Source organism: Clostridium sp. CTA-1, from assembly GCF_054768215.1.
This window is the reverse complement of the sequence record NZ_BAAAAP010000002.1, coordinates 114,027-132,170: the sequence shown is the minus strand read 5'-3', so window position 1 is coordinate 132,170 and position 18,144 is coordinate 114,027. Positions and strand designations below refer to the sequence as shown.

The following is an 18,144-nucleotide window of genomic DNA, read 5'->3' as shown; positions in this document are numbered from 1 at the left end:
TTATGCCTCCTTATCTAACTCTTCACATATTTTCTCATAAACTTCTGGTTTTATTAATTCTTCTAATTCACTTTTATCTGACATTTCTACTACAGCAATCCAGCTTCCATATGGGTCTTCGTTTAATGCTGCTGGATTATCTTCTAGTTCTTCATTAATTTCTAAAATGGTTCCACTAACAGGCATATAACTATCTGATGCCGCTTTAACTGATTCTATAGTTGCAAAAGTCTCACCCTTTGCTATTTCATCATCAACCTCTGGCAATTCAACAAAAACTATATCACTTAACATACGTTGTGCACAATCGCTGATTCCTATATATGCTTTGTTATCTTCTACCCTTACCCATTCATGATCACCAGTGTAAAGTAAATTATTTAAAACCTTCATTCTACTAACCCCCATTTTTTAAATCATTATATATTTATTTCATTGCTACCTACTCCCATACTCCCATCTTCCTTTAAAGTGGAAGTAAAAAGTGGTTATGTCCTCAGATAACCATTTTTATATTTAGCAGAAGTAAAAACTTCTCCTAAAGTGAAAAAACTCTTTATTAACAATAACTTTTAACATACAAACTAAATATTAGTGTGAATTTATATATATTAAGACATGCTCTACAGGTCTGCATATGATTTTTTATTGTACATATTACTTAGATTTTGTTTTTTTAGTATAGAATCTCTTATCTATAACAACAGCTTTTAATTCTTTTTTTCTAACTTTTATGTTAAACTCTGTTCCTATTTTAGAATATTGTTCTTCTACTAAAGCTAATCCAATTGCTTTGTTTAATGTAGGAGATTTATATCCAGTTGTAACATGACCAATAACTTTTCCATCTTTAATAACCTCATAACCATGCCTTGGAATACCCTTATCTAAAAGTTCAAATCCTACTAATTTTCTAGTTACACCTTCTTCTTTTTGTTTTATTAAAGCATCTTTTCCTATAAAATCTTCCTGAACTTTTAATTTTACAAAGAATCCCATACCTACTTCTAATGGGGTAACTGTTTCATCCATTTCATTTCCATATAAAAGAAGACTGGCTTCAAATCTTAAAGTATCCCTAGCACCTAATCCTATTGGTTCTGCTCCTTCTTCTTTTCCTGCATTTAATATAGCATGCCATAGTCCCTTTGCATCCTCTGGTTTACAATAAATTTCAAAACCATCTTCTCCAGTATAACCGGTTCGTGATACTAAGCATTTTTTCCCATCAACTAAAACATCTCTTTTAAATTTAAAAAATTTTATTTCTTGTAAATCTATATCTACTATTTTTTGAAGTATTTCCTCTGCCAAGGGTCCTTGTAATGCAAGTTGAGCAATACTATCTGATTCATCAACAATTTCAACATTAAAATCCCCTTTATGATCCATTATCCACTTAACATCTTTATCCTTATTACTTGCATTAATAACTAAGAAAAACTCATCCTCTGCAAATTTATAAACCAATAAATCATCTATAACTCCACCATCTTCATTGCACATAAATGTGTACAAAACTTCATTATCCTTAAGAACATTTATGTCATTAGTCATTAAGTATTGAATGAATTTTCCAGCATCTTTTCCTGTTACCATCGCTTCTCCCATATGAGAAACATCAAAAAGACCTGCTTTTTCTCTTACTGTATGATGCTCATGTAAAAAACCTTTAAATTGTGTTGGAAGTTCATATCCTGCAAAATCTACAATTTTCCCACCATACTCTTCATACACCCCTCTTAAAGGCGTAACTTTTAAATTTTCCATGTGTTTTACCCCCAATTAAAATTATTTACCCATAAATATTTATATATATGTTTTAATAGAATTATGAAAATAATTTAGTGTAAAACCAAGTTGTAAAGTTTATTTTAATTCCAAAACCTTCCTTTATATTATAATAACCTTTTCTTGTTTGTTTGTAAATCTTTTACATGGAAAATCATAGCCAATTTACTTCCTTAATATATTTTTCTTCATCCCAAGCTTACTTGAAACCATCTTCTATAAATATAGTTGCCATTTTCACCTTTTCAGGTGGCTTTGTATAACTAGGTTGCTATTTCCTATTAGGCACATTCAAATAAATAACAAGTTAGTATGTTAGTATGACAGTATATTTTGCGTCATACTGCGTCAGCAGAACCCAACCATAGCACTACTAGCGACGGAACCTGCTTCCTTGTATGACACAAAATATACTGCCATCTTTGACTTGTTATTTATTTTCATGTGCCTTATCTGCTTTAAGTTTAACTAATAACATCTTTAATTAATACAAAAAAAATACTATACTTAATAATATATTAAGTAATACCTACAAATAGAAAAGATTAGATTGAGGAGTTTATATATGCGAAAGAAAGATATACTTGAGTTAAAAAAACGTTTTAAAAAAGACCATTGTACCTTCACTAAAATATGTGGTTGCTATGTTAATGGTGAAAAAAATATTATTTTAAATTTTAGAGAATCCTTTTTAAATTTAGATGAGGATGAGTATTTTAAGTACTTAGAAATTGCTAAAAAAGTACTATCTGGAACCATCGGCAATAATATTTTAGAACTTAACTTTCCACTTAATGAAAATCTTGAAAATGAAAAACAACTTTCTCTTGTTAAGCTTAAAAAAAGCCAATTAAAGGACGATGCTCTACTTGAAGATTTTTATAAATCTATAATAGATAGTTATGATTATACTGGTAATTTTTTAATACTAGTTTTTCATGATGCTTATGATGTTATTACTAAAACTACTGATAATTCTAAAGTAGATGAATCTGAAGAAATATATGAGTATATTCTATGTGCAATATGTCCTGTTTCACTTTCAGATCCTGGACTTAGATACTTTGAAGAAGAAAAGAAAATAAAGGCACGTATTAGAGATTGGGTGGTGAATACTCCAACCCTTGGCTTTGTGTTCCCTGCTTTTATTGATCGTACTTCAGATGTTAATTCTGTTATGTACTACACTAAAAATGCAAAGGATCCACATCCTGAATTAATGGAAGAGACTTTAGGTTGCTTCTCAAAACAAACCGCCACTATCCAAAAAGAAACCTTTCAAACAATTATTAAAGATTCTATTAGTAGTGATGAAAAAAAAGCTGAGAAAACTTTTATAGAAATACAAGAAAACCTAAATACTATGATAGATGAGTACAATTCAATATATGATGATAAAGATGATGAACCTATAACCTTAAAACAAAAGGACATACAAAATCTTTTAATAGAAAGTGGGGTTCCTGAAGAAGCTACTTATAAAATTGAGAAATCTTATGTAGAAAACTTTGGCGAAGACCTGCCTTTAGCAGAACATTTAATTGACTCAAAAGTACTTAAGGCAAATGCTCAAAAGAAAAAGGAAGAACAGCTTGAAAAGCAAGTGGAAATTCTACAACATAGACTTGAAGAAGTAAAGAAAGAGGCCGTTATTGATAAAGAATCTGAGGTTTCTAAAAAGGATGATAAGGATAATGTGACTTTAGATGATGATTTAAAAGATAATTTAGATAGTGCCTTAGACGATGCTTTAGAAGATAATTTAGATAATGCCTTAGATGATACTTTAAAAAATGATTTAAATGATGCCTTAGAAAATAATTTAGAAGAAGCTCCGGCTATCAATTCAGATGATAGTAACATTACTTCCGACTATGATGTTATACTTCAAGTAAAGCCTGAAAAAATACCTAAAATCAAAGCTCAAATAATTGATGGCCAAAAATGCATAGTTATTCCTATTGATGAAAATGAACAAACTACAGTTAATGGTTTAAATGATTTGATTTAAGTTATATAAATTAATAAAACAGTGCCATAATTATATAATCTGGCACTGTTTCTATTTTATTTTTTGCTATCTATTTTTGTTGAATAACTTTTTAATCTTCTACTGGTTTCATGGCACTATAATTATCTTTAATTTTTAAATCGTTTTTAACTTTAATAGCTAATGGAATTTTTATTAATGTAGAAATAATATCTGCCACAGGTTGAACACAAATAACGCCATTGAATTGTAAGCCAAGTCTTATAATCTTTACCTGAGCCTTATCCTCTACTTTCTTTTAAATATCTATCTAACTTTTTATCACTCCACTCATATCTGCGCTTATCCAAATAATTTACACCTTCTAAAAAACAAAAGCACTGCCTATAGACAAACATATAAGTTTCTTATATGCTTGTCCTAAAGTCAGTGTTTAATTACTATATAATAATTATCGCGCTATTACAGCAATATTTTATTATAATATATTATCAAAGACATCGCCAAGCTATTTAAGCAAACTACTAATTATGTAACAAATTTTATTCCTAAGCATCTATTTTCATCTTTATTTTTATCTAATGCTTTTATTACATAATTATCTTTATAAAATTTCTTAATTTGCTTATCTGTAAAATCACTAACATTGCTTGTAATAATATATTGTCCTACTTTCATTTCTTTCAATTTTTTATCAACATGCTCTATTAAATTCATTTTAGCCAATTTATTATCTGGTAATGTCATTGCTCCATCATGGATTAAAAATTTTATTTTGTCATCATTTCGTATTCTAGAAAATAAGCATGCTAAATCAAACATAACTATCTTCATTATCTTTATGCCATGTGACTCTTCGTCTGGTATCTTACTATGAATTTTAATTCTACCAGTATTACTCCTACCATCCACGCTATTATTATATTCAAATATTAATTCTCCTTGTTGATTATATGATATTTCTACCATTTTTTCAAAATCACTACTTATCATATTTATAAGTTCTTCATATTGATCAAAAAGTTTTTGGAATTTGTTATTATTCTCCAATATTTCTGCTTTATATTTATTAATTTCTTTATTAATATTTCTTTGACTGTCATAAACTTCTATTTTATATTCAGCATCTGATAATAACTTATGTTTCTCATTTAATATACTAATTAAATAATTATAATCCTCTGAAAATTCTTTGTTATTAATCATCTTTGAATATGATTCCATTGTATTCCTTAGATTTTTTATTTTTAACTTTAGTTCTCCTATTTCAATCATCAACTTTTCTATATTTTGGGTATATATGTCACTTCTATTTTTATCCATAAAATCATAAAATTCAACTACTTCCTTATATGACTTGGTCAAATTTTCAGGAAAATATTTTAATATTTGTTTATAGAAATCTTCTAATTGAACTAATTTTTCACTATTATATTTGTTTTGCTCAAGCGATTTTATATTCTTTCTATATTGTTTACATTGTCTTTCTTTTTTTAATTTGATTTTTTCAAGTTCTGCATATTGTTCTCTTGCTATTTTATAATGTTCTTCATATAAACTAATATTATCAATCATTTTTAAATTTGCAATTGATTCATTAAGTTCCTCGACTTCTATTTGTAACTTTTTCTTTTCTATTTTAATATCTGCAATTTCATCATTCAGTGAACTTATATACTGCTTTTTTATCTTTAATTTGTTTATCTTAGTTTTAATTTTATTTATTTCCATTTCAAGCCAATATGGTAATCCACATAAATATGCTAGACATGCTGCTGAAACATCTGCGTGCCTTTTAGGTCTGATTAAGTCTATAAATCCCTCTATTGAATCTCTTATTAAATATTCATTTATAGATGATAATTTTATATTATATACTGACTCACTATTCGAAATCATTAATTTTTCTACTTTTTCTCTATACTTATCTTCTTCAAAAAACTCCCATTTATCTAATTCATAAGTTACTTCATTTGAATAAAGTATATATCCATTTTGTTCGTAAAGTTTTTTACCTAAATATATTGTTTTCCTATCCATTTTGCATTTTAAATATGTAAATATTTTATTATCATTTATTTCTTTGCTATTTACTATAGTTTTCTTTATTTTTTGTCCTAACAAACATCTTAATATTTCTACAAAAGTTGTTTTACCAACTCCATTTGAGTCTCCTTCTAACCTCTCCCTGTTCTTTTCTCCAAGTATAATACTTACTCCATTTTTATTAAATTTATATTCTTTTAATATGATATTATCCTTACATGAATAGATAACTAATTCTTCAAACAACATTTAGTCCACCCTTGTTATAATAATATTATTATAATCTACCTTTCCTACAGAGTATAAAAATATAAGCGCTAATTTTATATTTTTCTCTATATTAGAGTTTTTATTAATTTTATGAACACTTACGTATTCTGATATTATTTTATCTAATGTTTTAGGTTTAAATAATATATTAAATATTTCTGATGCGATATATGGTACATTTTCATGAATTGATTGATATTTATTTCCTTTAAAATAATCCATGTTACATTACCTTCTTTTCATTAAATATAGAACAAAAATTAATCATCCAGTAAACTAAAATTTTAATATAAAATTTAAACTTCATTTTAGAATAATTTAAAACCAATTTATATTCTTCATATATGCTATCAACAATATAATCAATTATTTTATCACCATCACTAAGCATATGATAACATTTTCTATATTCATCTGTAATTAAATTATCTATTATCAACCTTTTTTCATTAAATAACTCATTTGTCAACAATATACCATCTATAACATAAAAATATTTTGATAACTCATCAAAATTTGAAATTGTACTTTTCAAACATAACATATTATTAAACTTATCATATACATCTTTTGCAACACTATTATATTCCTTAGGTGTATATGTGCTTGATTTTTCTATGAATTCTATTATAAATTCTTCGAATTCATCTTCGTTTACTTCAATATACTCTTCATCTTTTTTTTTAAATCTTTCTAAATCAAATGTTAATCTCTGATTTTTTAGTCTCCTGCCTATTGTATTATCTATATCCCATTTTTGTATATCATTGATCCAAGAATGATATTGTACTTTACATTGTTTATTATTTAGGTTAATCTGTCCCGTTATAAATGTTGCTTTTGAATATCCCTCTAACATCAATGATCCACTTGTCAAAACAGGCAACTCTGTTAAGTCATAATTATAGAATTTATAGTTACCATCGTGAACATGCCCACACATATATATGTCTATTCCATTATCTATGAAATTATACACTATGCTATTTCTTTCGGTTTCATGAAAACAATCAATTCCATGATGTCCAATTGCTATATTTACCTTACTATCATCTTTATTTAATTTATTTAAAATTTCAATATGGTTTCTTAATCCCAATATTAAATTTCCTTCTTCACTATCTTGTCCACTGAAAAAGCAAGTATTCATACAAACTACATTATATTTTTCTCGTTCAATTATATTATGTAATTTTTTATAATCATATTTTTCTGAATTAAGATTATCCTTGTAATACTTCCAAAATCTTTTTTGTCCTTTTACTAGTTCTGTGTATGTATCTCTATCTAAATTTGGAACATAAATGTTTCTAATATCTTCTTTTTTTATTGATTCTATTACAGCCTCTCTAACTGTAGTTCTTTTTATATCATGATTACCGGGAACCATATATATGTTATCCTTGGAAATTTTACAAATTGACGCCAACTCATTTATTAAATTCTCATCCATTTTTCCATACCTATAAGTAATATCTCCTGTAATAACTAAGAAATCATATTTACCATTACTAGTTATTTCATCTAAATATTCATATAGTTTTTTTCTCATCGAAATTGTATCATAGTTTTCATATCCATAATGTATATCTGACAAATGAATCCATCTTAATTTATTATTTTCCATTAATATCTCTCCTTAATACCTTTCTACAATATTATAAATATCGTTTTCAATCTATATTCCGTAAGTATTATTTTACCATTTAATTCTTTAAATAAAAACATCAAAATTAACAACAATACATCTTCCCTATTACAATAAATCAATTTTCATTCAAAAATAATTTGTTTTAAATCATCTAATACAAATAAAAAAAAGCATTAGTATTACTTCATTTGATAGCATCCCAATACTTATTGCTTCCTTTATGTTTTATGTAATTATCATTTGTACATTATTCAAGCTTTCATATTCCTTAACTATTATTGGTATACTTACAAAAGCAGAGGGTATCTCAAAGGCATGTTCTTGAGATACCCTCTGCTTTTAAATTAATATCATAAAGTAAATACTAGTTAATTTCTATACTTTAAACTTTTTAATTAAGCTATCTAATTCTTCTGCAATATGAGCTAATCCTTCGCTGGAATTAGCTATTTCTTCTACACTTGCTGCTTGCTCTTCTATGGAAGCTGAAGCTTCTTCTGTGCTTGCTGCATTTTCTTCTGCTATAGCTGATAAATTTTGCATTAGATTCATAAGTTTTTCTTTATTTTTATTCATATTTTCTTCAGACCTATTAAGTTTTTCTATTACATTATTGGTTACATCTATAGAGTATGCTATTTTTTCAAATTTTTCTTCTGTTCCCTTTACGCTTTCTGATTGATACTGATTTATTTCCTTTACTTCTTTCATTTTAGCTACTGCATTTTGGGATTCTTTCTTTAATTTTTCTATAACCTTTTTTATTTCTTCTGTAAAACTATTTGATTGTTCTGCAAGTTTTCTAATTTCATCTGCTACTACTGCAAAACCCTTTCCATGCTCTCCTGCTCTAGCTGCTTCTATGGCCGCATTTAAAGCTAGTAAATTAGTTTGATCTGCTATAGATTGGATCATTGAACTAGCACTATCTATTTTTTCTGCACTTTCATTATTGCTTAATATAATCTCATATATATTTGTAGCTGCCTCATTGTTTTCTTTTGTCTTTTCAATAAGTTCTTTTAATATAGAAAAACCTTCTTCTTTTCTCTCCTCTATATCTTTAGCTGCATTATTTAACTCTTCTACATATTCTTTATTTTGTTCTAATAAACTTCCCATTTCCTCTACACTTGAAGCAGAGTTTTCTGTATCCTGTGCTTGATTGCCGGATCCCTTTGCTATATCCTCTATAGTCTTTGCTACTTCTTCAGATGCTGTAGCTGACTGCTGTGATGTTGCTGTTAGTTCCTCTGATGTTGCTACTATTTGTTGTGCTGACTCATCGGTCTTTGTAATAAACTCTGCAATGTTATCTCGCATCTTTCTTAAGGCTCTTGCCATACTACCAATTTCATCTTCACGATTAAGATATTTTATAGCATCTTCGTTACCATATATAGTGAAATCCAAATTAGACAGTTCATTCATCCTTTTAGTTACAGCTATAATAGGACTAGCTATTGTTCCACTAATAAAATAAGTAACTAGTGCTCCAATGACTATTGTCATTAAAGATAATATTATAATAATATTTCTAATGCTATGTACATCAGTTAATACTTCAGAAATTTCTCCTCCAAAAACCATAGTCCAATTGGTACCTTCTATAGGAGAAAAACCAGCTGCATTTTTTGTTCCCTTATATTCATATTCTCCCTTACCAACCTTTTTTTCAGAAATTATATTCTCTATTAAATCTGCTAAACTTTTAAAAGATGGATCCTTTTTGGCAATTTCTACAGTATTACTTTGACTTAAAACAAGTTTTTTATTAGCATGTCCAACTGTGGTGCCCTTATCATTTATAATAATACCAAAACCTGTTTTCCCATATTTAATTTTACTAACAATATCACTTAAAAAAGTTGCTTCCTTTGCCCCATAAAAAACTCCCTGAATTTGACCATTTTTTATAATAGGTGATGCCACAATAATTGTAGGCTTCTTTGTTGCAGCACTTATAATAACATCAGATATAGCGCCCTTACCTAACATAGCCTTTTTGTAGTAATCTCTCTCCTTAACATTTACAGTATCTCTTTTTTTATTAAATAATGTAGAGTTTCCATTTTTATCAACATAGGAATAATACATATACCCTGCTCTTTTAGCCTCTTTCTCAAAATAATCCGCCTTCTTTTCCCAAGAAATATCTTTATTAATTATCTTATCATCTTGAGCTATAGCTTCTATATAAAATATTTCACTATCTATCTTAGATCTTATGTAATTAGCTTTCTCTACAGCCAAATTCTGCAAATCATCATAATAATCATCTGTTAGATTTTTGCCAACTCTATTTACTACTATGAACCCTAGTACTACTGTTAGCACAAATATAACCGCCGTAAATATAGTTATCAGTCTAGTTTTTAATGATTTCATAAAAATCCTCTCCTCCCTTAAAATATAAAATACACTTCTAATGCTATATATAAGTAACAATTATCCTCTAATCCTAATTGATAACACTTATCTCATTATTATACTATATCATAATTATACACTTATCTGCTATATTAATAAATATTATCAATAAAAAATAATATTCAATTGTCTATTACCTTTATATGCAACTTCTCAATTACACATAAAAAGGACTTACTATTTAAAGTAAATCCTAATATTTCAATTAAATATTAAATAATTATTTCAGCATTGAGTTTAAATTCAACAACTTTTTGTAATATAAGATATTAAGAGTATATATTTAATCATTTATTTGCTCTAAAAGCCCATTGAGCCATAAGTTAACTAAATTTACAGATCCACGAAACCCAATAAAGGGAGATTCATAAGGATTTAGTCTCCATTTTATATCTGGGTTAGATATTTGAAGATCTGTATTTCTTTTTGCCCATTTTAAAGCTTCTCCACTTGCCATTAGAAGTCCCTTTTTCTCCGATGATATAGCCTTTACCCATTCAGTTTCTGAAAAATAAGGAATTTCTTCACTTGCCATGCCTTCCGAGTCGCACCAACAGGTTCCTCTAATTAAGGATAATTCTTTTTCTGCATAAGAAAGAATACCTTTTACCACATCTCTATGACCTCCTAATGAAATTCTTGCTTCATCAGGATGTTCTCGTATTACATGTTGAAAAGCAGAAATTGCAGGGGAAATTTGAATCATGCTTTTTTCTTTTTCTGATTTTATAAAGCTATTATCTAAAGTTAACCCAGAAATCTTAGCTATCTTATCTATCCATTCTAAAGTTCCTTCAATTCCGTAAGGCCTAGCCAATAAATATGGGGTTCCAAATCTATTTTTCAATTGTTTTGCAGCAGGCTCTCCTTCCTGTCGTATTACTAAATTAATATGGGCACCACCCATATTCTCAATTTGCTCTACAGATGTATCAGAGGTCATAACGCAAAGTTTCTCCATACCAAAGGCCCCCTTCATTATGCGGATAATCTCTTCTGCATCAGCATGAAAGCGAAATAAATCAGCACAAGAGCCAATTATATTAAATGTAGGTTCTTCTGTTTTTTCTACATCCTTTGGTAACATTTTTGAAAGAAGTAAAAGTGCTTCCTGAACACCACGATGTCCATCTATATCAAAGCTTCCACATCCAAATGGAAGTAAAGTAACATTAGGATATTCCGGTTGTAATTCTTCACATATAGCCATTAAGTCCGTTCCAATAACCATAGGCACTGAAGAGGGCAGTAAAAAAACAATTTTAGGCTTATCTTTTTCTATAATTTGAGCAATAGCACTATTAAGTCTTCTAGTATCTCCTAATGAAATATCTGTTTCGTCAATGTGAGTAGAATATAGTTTGCACCTTTTAGATATACCAGCTTGATTTAAAAACATTCTCCCATACTGCATGTGTCCCATGCATCCGTATTCAATCAAAGCGGCGTCACGTATTGAAGCAAGAGTCCATAATGTTCCCATTCTACCTGACATTGGCGGTTTGAATTTATGAATTCCCATGATTATTCCTCCCTATTTCTTCAGCCTTTACTTTTTCATATACTTTTAACATCCTACTTAATAAAGCTACTGTTCTTTCATAGCCTATTTGTCCATACAAAACCTCTAAATATGGGACGCAAGGAATTAAAGAGGAATCTTTTAAAAGTTCTCCTAAAGAAAGTTCTGCCTCAATACCTTCTAAAAGTTCTATATCAGCATTATCATTTACCATATGACATATCATAGGATCATATCCTTGCTCTTTAATAGCTTTTGCCCATTTTCTATCATCAGGATAAAATTCATCCATATGTAAAAGCATAGGTTTCATTTCAAATTTAGTTAGATATAAAACAAAAGGCAAAGGCATCATGGCACCGATATGGGTCAAAATATAACTTTTTCCTTTAAACACATCTTCTATCTGCCTCTGCAGTGCAATAGCTTTTTCTCTCGATTCATCAAATTCATGGTTAAACTTGATTTTCAATGCCTTTTCCACAGCTTCATAGAGATCATCAATCTCAAATACATCATAGGTTTCATGAAGACTTATAAATGGAACTTTAAACTTTTCCCACATCATTTCAGCCAAAGGATTCATGAAAGGTGAAAGCACAATATTAAGAGCTGCATCCGGTGAAGCAATAAAATCCTCAACATCAGATTTTGGAGCAAGCATTCTAAGGTAAAATCCTCTTTTCTCCAATGCTGTTAATAATCCTGGCATAGGAACATGCTTTTCTCTTGGACTTCGGCCAAGAATATTTATTGTATCAGTACTTCTTTTTCCCTTCTTCATCAAGTTTCCGAATGCTACTAAAGTTTTCCAATAACCTGAAGGATAACTATTACATTTAAAATGTGCCATTAGTACATATGTAAGTTGTGCTGAAACTTCAGGCTGTGTTTCATGTACAATCCCTTCTATATCTTCACCAATTATCTCAGGAACACAAGTTAAAATTATCATAATAGCTTTAGCACCGGACTTATCCATTTCTTTGATAGTTTTAATCAATCCCTTTCGGCATCCAAATACAACCTCATTTGAATCTAAAATATAGGTCCAATGTAGCTCTCCTTTCTGGCTTTTAATATTGTAAACAACATTACGGCTATAGGTTCCACATTCTGGTGTACCTACAACCAATGTTGACATTCCCTTAACCCTTGCACTAAGTGCCAATGCAGTATGCATTGGACAATGATTTCCCGGAAAAGCCGCGGGAGTCAAAAATTTTACCCCGGCATTGTTCTTAACTGAAGATAAAGGTTTTAGATGTTTTAATTCCTTCATTATCACTTTCCTCCCTCTAATAAAATCTTTGCCAAAGTACGATACTGCTCTGTCATCTCACATTCAGGGAAAGCTTCAACTACAGTTTTTCCCAAAGCCTCGGCCTTTTGTACATAAGGATCTCGTGCCATAGAGTGAATTACTGGTGTTTCAATTTCCTCTGCAACTTTTCTAACTAACTCTTGTTCATTTTCAATTTTTTTAGAATTTAGTATTAATCCTCGTAGTGATGCATATCCACGCTTACCAAAACTTTTAACAGCATGTGCAATATTTGTAGCTGCGTAAAGTGACATCATTTCTCCGGATGTAACTATACATACCTCATCAGCATATCCTCCTCTAATAGGCATAGCAAATCCACCACATACCACATCACCCAATACATCATAGAGGATAACATCTGGTTTATATACTTCATATGCATCTAATTCTTCCAGTTTTTCAAAGGCAGTAATTATTCCACGTCCAGCACAGCCTACCCCTGGAACTGGTCCTCCTGATTCTACACACAATACTCCAGTACTACTTTTAAATACAAGGTCATCTAACTCTATATCACCCTTTTCTCTCAAAGTATCCAATACTGTAGAAATATTTTTACCGCCAGTTAGATTTCGAGTAGAATCAGCCTTAGGGTCGCATCCAATCTGCATTACTGTTAATCCCATTTCTGCCATAGCTGCAGATACATTAGATACTGTAGTAGACTTACCAATACCTCCCTTTCCATAAATCGCAATTTTTTTCATATAATCAACTCCTCAAAAATTATAAAGCAATCCTGTTATTTATAAAGCTAATTTCTTATAATTACTTAAAGCAACTATATTTCGTGTACAAGATAATATAACACTATATATTACTGTTTTTACTACTTAATTAATTCATAGGAAATACATGTGGGACGCCCTGTTTTGGAACCCCACACAATCTCCGCATCAATATTGAAAGTATCCTTTAAAACCTTTTTTGTCATAATCTCTTCTGGAGTTCCATGACTTATAATACTTCCACTACGTATTGCTATCATGTAGTCGGCAAAACGTGCAGCTAAATTCAAATCATGGAGTACCATGACGATTGTACAACTTTCTTCTCTATTCAGATTGTATAAAAGCTCCAATACCTCTAACTGATATGCCATATCCAAGTAGGTAGTAGGCTCATCTAGCAATATCAAATCAGTCTGCTGAGCTAATGCCATTGCAATCCATACTCTCTGACGCTGTCCACCGGAGAGATTGTCCACCATTGTGACCTCAAGTTCAGTCAGCTTTGTAATATCTAATGCCCATTGAATTACTTTCTTATCCTCCGGTGACAATTTGCCAAATCCTTTCTTATGTGGAAATCGACCATAGGATACAAGCTCACCAACAGTAAGTCCTCCTTGTGCTTGAGGAGATTGAGGCAATATAGCCATCTTCTGCGCTACTTCCTTAGTGGAAAAATTTCTAATATCATCACCATTTAAATAGACTAATCCTTCTTTTGGTTCTAAAATACGGCCTATAGTCTTAAGTACAGTTGATTTTCCACAACCGTTTGGTCCAATTATTGTAGTTATCTTCCCTTTTGGTATATTCATATTCAAACCATCCACTATGAGTTTATCCTCATAAGCGATGGCTAAATTTGTTGTTGTAATACTGTTCATAAGCCCTTACTCCTTATATAAAATACATAATTTATTCATAGTAAAATTCTATGAAGTATACCTTTATCTACTGCTATATCTACTGTTAAACTTTGAATTTTTATAAACTTAATTTACTGAAGGTATGTTTAATATTATTAAACTACTTGAAAACTTGATTTACTCAGAATTCATTTAATATTATTAAAATATTTGCAAACATGATTTACTCCAAATGCATTTAATACCATTAAAATTTTTATATATTATATTTATTTTTATTAACAATCCTATAATCAACTCTTACTATTAGAAAGGAGATAAAGAAAATATGGTGCTCCAATAATAGCTACCACAATTCCTGTTGGAATCTCAGAAGGTTGAATGATAACACGTCCAATAGTATCTGCCAAAGATACTAATACAGCTCCAATCAATATACTAGTGGATAAAAGTACTCGATGTCGTGGTCCAACAAGTCTTCTTGATAAATGGGGTGCTATTAAGCCTACAAAACTAATACTTCCACTAACTGCTACGCATGAAGCAGCAAGAGCTACTGCAGCTGCAAGCAATTTGCGACGTTCTTTTTCTACTGAAGCACCGAGACCATAAGCTATATCATCACTAAGAGTCAATATATCCATAACAGAAGATTTTGTTAGTATATATGGAATCAATATCAATAACCAAGGCAGTAATGTCATCACAAACTTCCAGTTAGATCCCCAAATACTTCCTGCCTGCCAAGCAACCACAAAGTTATACTGTGTATCATCTAATTTAACCACTAGTAAAGTGGTTAATGCCGAAATTCCTGCCTGTACTGCTACACCAGTTAAAACAAGCTTCATAGTTGAAATACCTTCATCTCGCTTATAAGAAAAAATATAGACTATAACGGCTGTAATGCCTGCCCCTATTAATGCTAAAAAAGGAAGAGTAAACACAGATAGGAAAGATTCAGCACTAAAAATCAGTACATATAAAATTACCATCAAACTAGCACCGGCGTTAATTCCTAAAATTCCTGGATCAGCTAAAGGATTTTTAGATACACTCTGTATTATGCATCCTGACAAGGCAAGTCCAGCTCCTACTAACATTGAAATAACTATACGAGGCAGCCTAAAATCAAATAAAATTAGCTTTTCTTTCTCTGTGCCTTTGCCAAATAATGTCCTTAAAACATCAAATGGAGACATTTTAATATATCCCGTATCCATACTTACGATTAAAGAAACTCCCAAAAGTAACACACATCCAATTACAATTAATGTATTTCGAATAGCTACCTTACGTTTATATGCTTGAATTATTTGTTGTTGTTCTTTCATTACATTGCACTCCTTTGTCTACGAGCCAAATTTAAGAATAATGGCACACCAATAAGAGAAATTATAGCTCCTATAGGAGTTTCAAAGGGCGGATTTAAAGTTCTGGCTCCTAAATCAGCTAATACTACCAATAAAGCTCCTATTACTGCTGTAGAAGGAATAATTAATTTATAATCCATACCAACAAAAAAACGTGCAATATGAGGAACAATCAATCCTACAAATCCAACTGAACCTACTACAGATACTGAGGCTCCTACTAATATAAGAACTGTAAGTGAAGATAATAAATTTACTAACTTTATATTTATTCCTAATCCCTTTGCAACATCTTGTCCTAAACTCAAAATAGAAATATAAGGTGATAGTACAACCGATCCTATAAGTCCTCCTATTATCCACGGAATCATTATTCTAACCTGTTCCCAATTAGAACCTGCAACACCACCAACAGTCCAAAACATAATGCTTTGAGCCACATTAAAATAAAGAGCAATACCCTGGCTCATAGCCACAAGCAGTGTACTAACAGCTGCCCCTGCTAATACAAGCCTAATAGGTGTTTGTCCACCTTTTTTCATAGAAGCAATACCATTAACTAATACAGCCCCCAAAGTTGCTCCTAAAAAAGAAAATAAAATGATATGAATATATTTCATTCCAGGAAAGAAGGCAAAACATATAGAAAGAGCAAAAGCTGCTCCGGCATTTAACCCTAATAATCCTGAATCAGCAAGGGGATTTCCTGTAGTTCCTTGCATTATAGCTCCTGAAACAGCAAGAGCTGCACCAACTAAAGCACTTGCTATAACACGAGGAATACGTAGATTGAGTATAACAAGATGATTCATTTTTTTCCCATTAAAATGAAACAAAGCATCCCATAGGGAAGCTAAGGGGATATCCTCTGTCCCCTTAGTTGTAGAAAACATCATAGTAAAAGCAAGTAATACTAATCCTACCACTACAATAAGCCACATCTTCCGTATATTATCTTTTTTATTTGTGTTTATGCTTACCTTTTCCATTGGCTTTTTCATCTAACTGCTACCTCCTCATTACCATAAACTATTTTTATTATGCCAAACCAATGGGTAACTTCCATTTATATTACATTTAAATTGTCAATGAAAGATTATTTTGATATGGCTTTTGTTAAGTTCTTAGCGGAAATCTTTAATGCCAGTGGACTTTCACTATTTAAAGAATCATCAAAGAATAAGATCTGATCCTTCTTTACTGCATTAAGTGACTGCCACACAGGAGAAGTTTTTTGTTTTTCAACGGCTGAATTAACAATTTCGGGGAAGTGCCTAAATATAATATAATCCGGATTCATCTTTGATAAACCTTCTAATGAAATAACCTTACTATGTTCAGGATATCCCTTTGGTATTGACAAGTTAAAACCATCTTCTTTGTTGTAATAAATACTATCCTTTGAACCAAGGGCAACAAAATTTCCTTTTCCATCAACTCTAAGTAAAGCAACTGTTTTGTCCTTATTATTTTCTAAAAGCTTTTTAGTATTTTTAATTTCCTTCTCAGTTTCATTTATAATTTTATTTGCTAAATCCTCTTTTCCAACGATTTTTGCACATTGCATAGTTTTATTTTGCCAAGAATCCTTAAAGTCTATCTGAACTACAGGAGCTATCTTAGCCAATTTATCATAAACCTTATCTGCATGACCTTTAAATGTTACAATCACATCTGGTTTTGATTTTAAAACTGCCTCTAAATTTAAATCTCTAGCACTACCTAAATCCATAACATTTGCGGTACCCTTATATGTCTTAAGGGTTTCAAATTCATCCAAAGCTTTCATTGCATTACCAACTGTTGCACCACCAGAAGCAACTGGTGGTGTTTCTAAAGCAAAAAAGTACTCCAAGAACGCTGCATGAAGAACTGCTACCCTCTCAGGTTTTTTATCAAATTTAATCTCTTTTCCTGTTGCATCTTTTATAGTTCTTGGCCACTGAGAATTTTCATTACTTTTTGTTTGTTCTGATGATGCATTATCTGATTTGCTTTCAGCATCTTTATTATTACTTCCACTACAACCAGATAGTACACCTATAATTAATATAAATGAGACAAACAGTCCCATAAACTTTTTCATTTTCATTCCCCCTATGTAATAATTTAGTTCTGTTAAGCTATATAAACCTTAATTTTTATTA

The 18,144-nt window shown here is 30.3% G+C and carries 15 protein-coding genes; 1 reads left to right on the top strand and 14 read right to left on the bottom strand.

The genetic code is table 11. The features are described from left to right. Both gcvH and gcvT read right to left on the bottom strand, forming a co-directional pair. A complete protein-coding gene (gene gcvH / locus ACYUEW_RS02150) occupies positions 1 to 393 on the bottom strand; it encodes a glycine cleavage system protein GcvH (protein WP_049042409.1) in 393 nt (130 codons plus the stop codon). A gap of 264 nt (positions 394 to 657) precedes the next feature. Next, positions 658 to 1,770 (bottom strand): glycine cleavage system aminomethyltransferase GcvT, encoded by a 1,113-nt coding sequence (gene gcvT / locus ACYUEW_RS02145; protein WP_159035256.1) that lies wholly within the window; start codon positions 1,768 to 1,770, stop codon positions 658 to 660. 586 nt (positions 1,771 to 2,356) lie between these two features. Between gcvT and ACYUEW_RS02140 the strand changes: the two genes are divergently transcribed. Further along, entirely contained in the window at positions 2,357 to 3,802 is a 1,446-nt protein-coding gene (locus ACYUEW_RS02140; protein ID WP_460276147.1) for a DUF4317 domain-containing protein, read from the top strand. A gap of 91 nt (positions 3,803 to 3,893) precedes the next feature. Here the strand turns inward: ACYUEW_RS02140 and ACYUEW_RS02135 are convergent, their stop codons facing one another. The 12 genes from ACYUEW_RS02135 to ACYUEW_RS02080 all read right to left on the bottom strand — a co-directional run bounded on the left by ACYUEW_RS02135 (position 3,894) and on the right by ACYUEW_RS02080 (position 18,083). Next, on the bottom strand, positions 3,894 to 4,001 hold the full coding sequence (locus ACYUEW_RS02135) for a sodium transporter (protein ID WP_163244725.1): 108 nt from the start codon (positions 3,999 to 4,001) through the stop codon (positions 3,894 to 3,896). A 308-nt stretch (positions 4,002 to 4,309) separates the two neighbouring features. Then, positions 4,310 to 6,073 carry a DUF2326 domain-containing protein gene (locus tag ACYUEW_RS02130; RefSeq protein ID WP_460276146.1) on the bottom strand — a complete coding sequence of 588 codons (1,764 nt, stop codon included), beginning with the start codon at positions 6,071 to 6,073 and terminating at the stop codon, positions 4,310 to 4,312. Between the two features lie 3 nt (positions 6,074 to 6,076). After that, positions 6,077 to 6,319, bottom strand: coding sequence for a hypothetical protein (locus tag ACYUEW_RS02125; RefSeq protein ID WP_460276145.1), 243 nt, complete (start codon positions 6,317 to 6,319; stop codon positions 6,077 to 6,079). A gap of 1 nt (position 6,320) precedes the next feature. Next, on the bottom strand, positions 6,321 to 7,724 hold the full coding sequence (locus tag ACYUEW_RS02120; RefSeq protein ID WP_460276144.1) for a metallophosphoesterase family protein: 1,404 nt from the start codon (positions 7,722 to 7,724) through the stop codon (positions 6,321 to 6,323). Between the two features lie 399 nt (positions 7,725 to 8,123). After that, on the bottom strand, positions 8,124 to 10,136 hold the full coding sequence (locus ACYUEW_RS02115) for a methyl-accepting chemotaxis protein (RefSeq protein ID WP_460276143.1): 2,013 nt from the start codon (positions 10,134 to 10,136) through the stop codon (positions 8,124 to 8,126). 325 nt (positions 10,137 to 10,461) lie between these two features. Further along, complete coding sequence (locus ACYUEW_RS02110; protein WP_460276142.1) at positions 10,462 to 11,700, bottom strand: nitrogenase component 1; 1,239 nt, start codon at positions 11,698 to 11,700, stop codon at positions 10,462 to 10,464. Continuing rightward, on the bottom strand, positions 11,687 to 12,982 hold the full coding sequence (locus tag ACYUEW_RS02105; protein WP_460276141.1) for a nitrogenase component 1: 1,296 nt from the start codon (positions 12,980 to 12,982) through the stop codon (positions 11,687 to 11,689). The genes ACYUEW_RS02110 and ACYUEW_RS02105 overlap by 14 nt, the downstream gene beginning before the upstream one ends. Positions 12,983 to 12,984: 2 nt before the next feature. Further along, positions 12,985 to 13,734 carry a nucleotide-binding protein gene (locus ACYUEW_RS02100; RefSeq protein ID WP_030033688.1) on the bottom strand — a complete coding sequence of 250 codons (750 nt, stop codon included), beginning with the start codon at positions 13,732 to 13,734 and terminating at the stop codon, positions 12,985 to 12,987. A gap of 122 nt (positions 13,735 to 13,856) precedes the next feature. Further along, positions 13,857 to 14,642 (bottom strand): ABC transporter ATP-binding protein, encoded by a 786-nt coding sequence (locus tag ACYUEW_RS02095; protein ID WP_460276140.1) that lies wholly within the window; start codon positions 14,640 to 14,642, stop codon positions 13,857 to 13,859. Between the two features lie 275 nt (positions 14,643 to 14,917). Further along, positions 14,918 to 15,958, bottom strand: a complete 1,041-nt coding sequence (locus ACYUEW_RS02090) for a FecCD family ABC transporter permease (RefSeq protein WP_460276139.1) — start codon at positions 15,956 to 15,958, stop codon at positions 14,918 to 14,920. Continuing rightward, the gene (locus tag ACYUEW_RS02085) at positions 15,958 to 16,998 is read right to left on the bottom strand and encodes a FecCD family ABC transporter permease (protein WP_460276138.1); all 1,041 of its coding nucleotides are present in this window, start codon (positions 16,996 to 16,998) and stop codon (positions 15,958 to 15,960) included. Before ACYUEW_RS02085 ends, ACYUEW_RS02090 begins: the two co-directional genes overlap by 1 nt. A 95-nt stretch (positions 16,999 to 17,093) precedes the next feature. Further along, complete coding sequence (locus ACYUEW_RS02080) at positions 17,094 to 18,083, bottom strand: ABC transporter substrate-binding protein (protein WP_460276137.1); 990 nt, start codon at positions 18,081 to 18,083, stop codon at positions 17,094 to 17,096. Between the last annotated feature and the right edge of the window lie 61 nt (positions 18,084 to 18,144).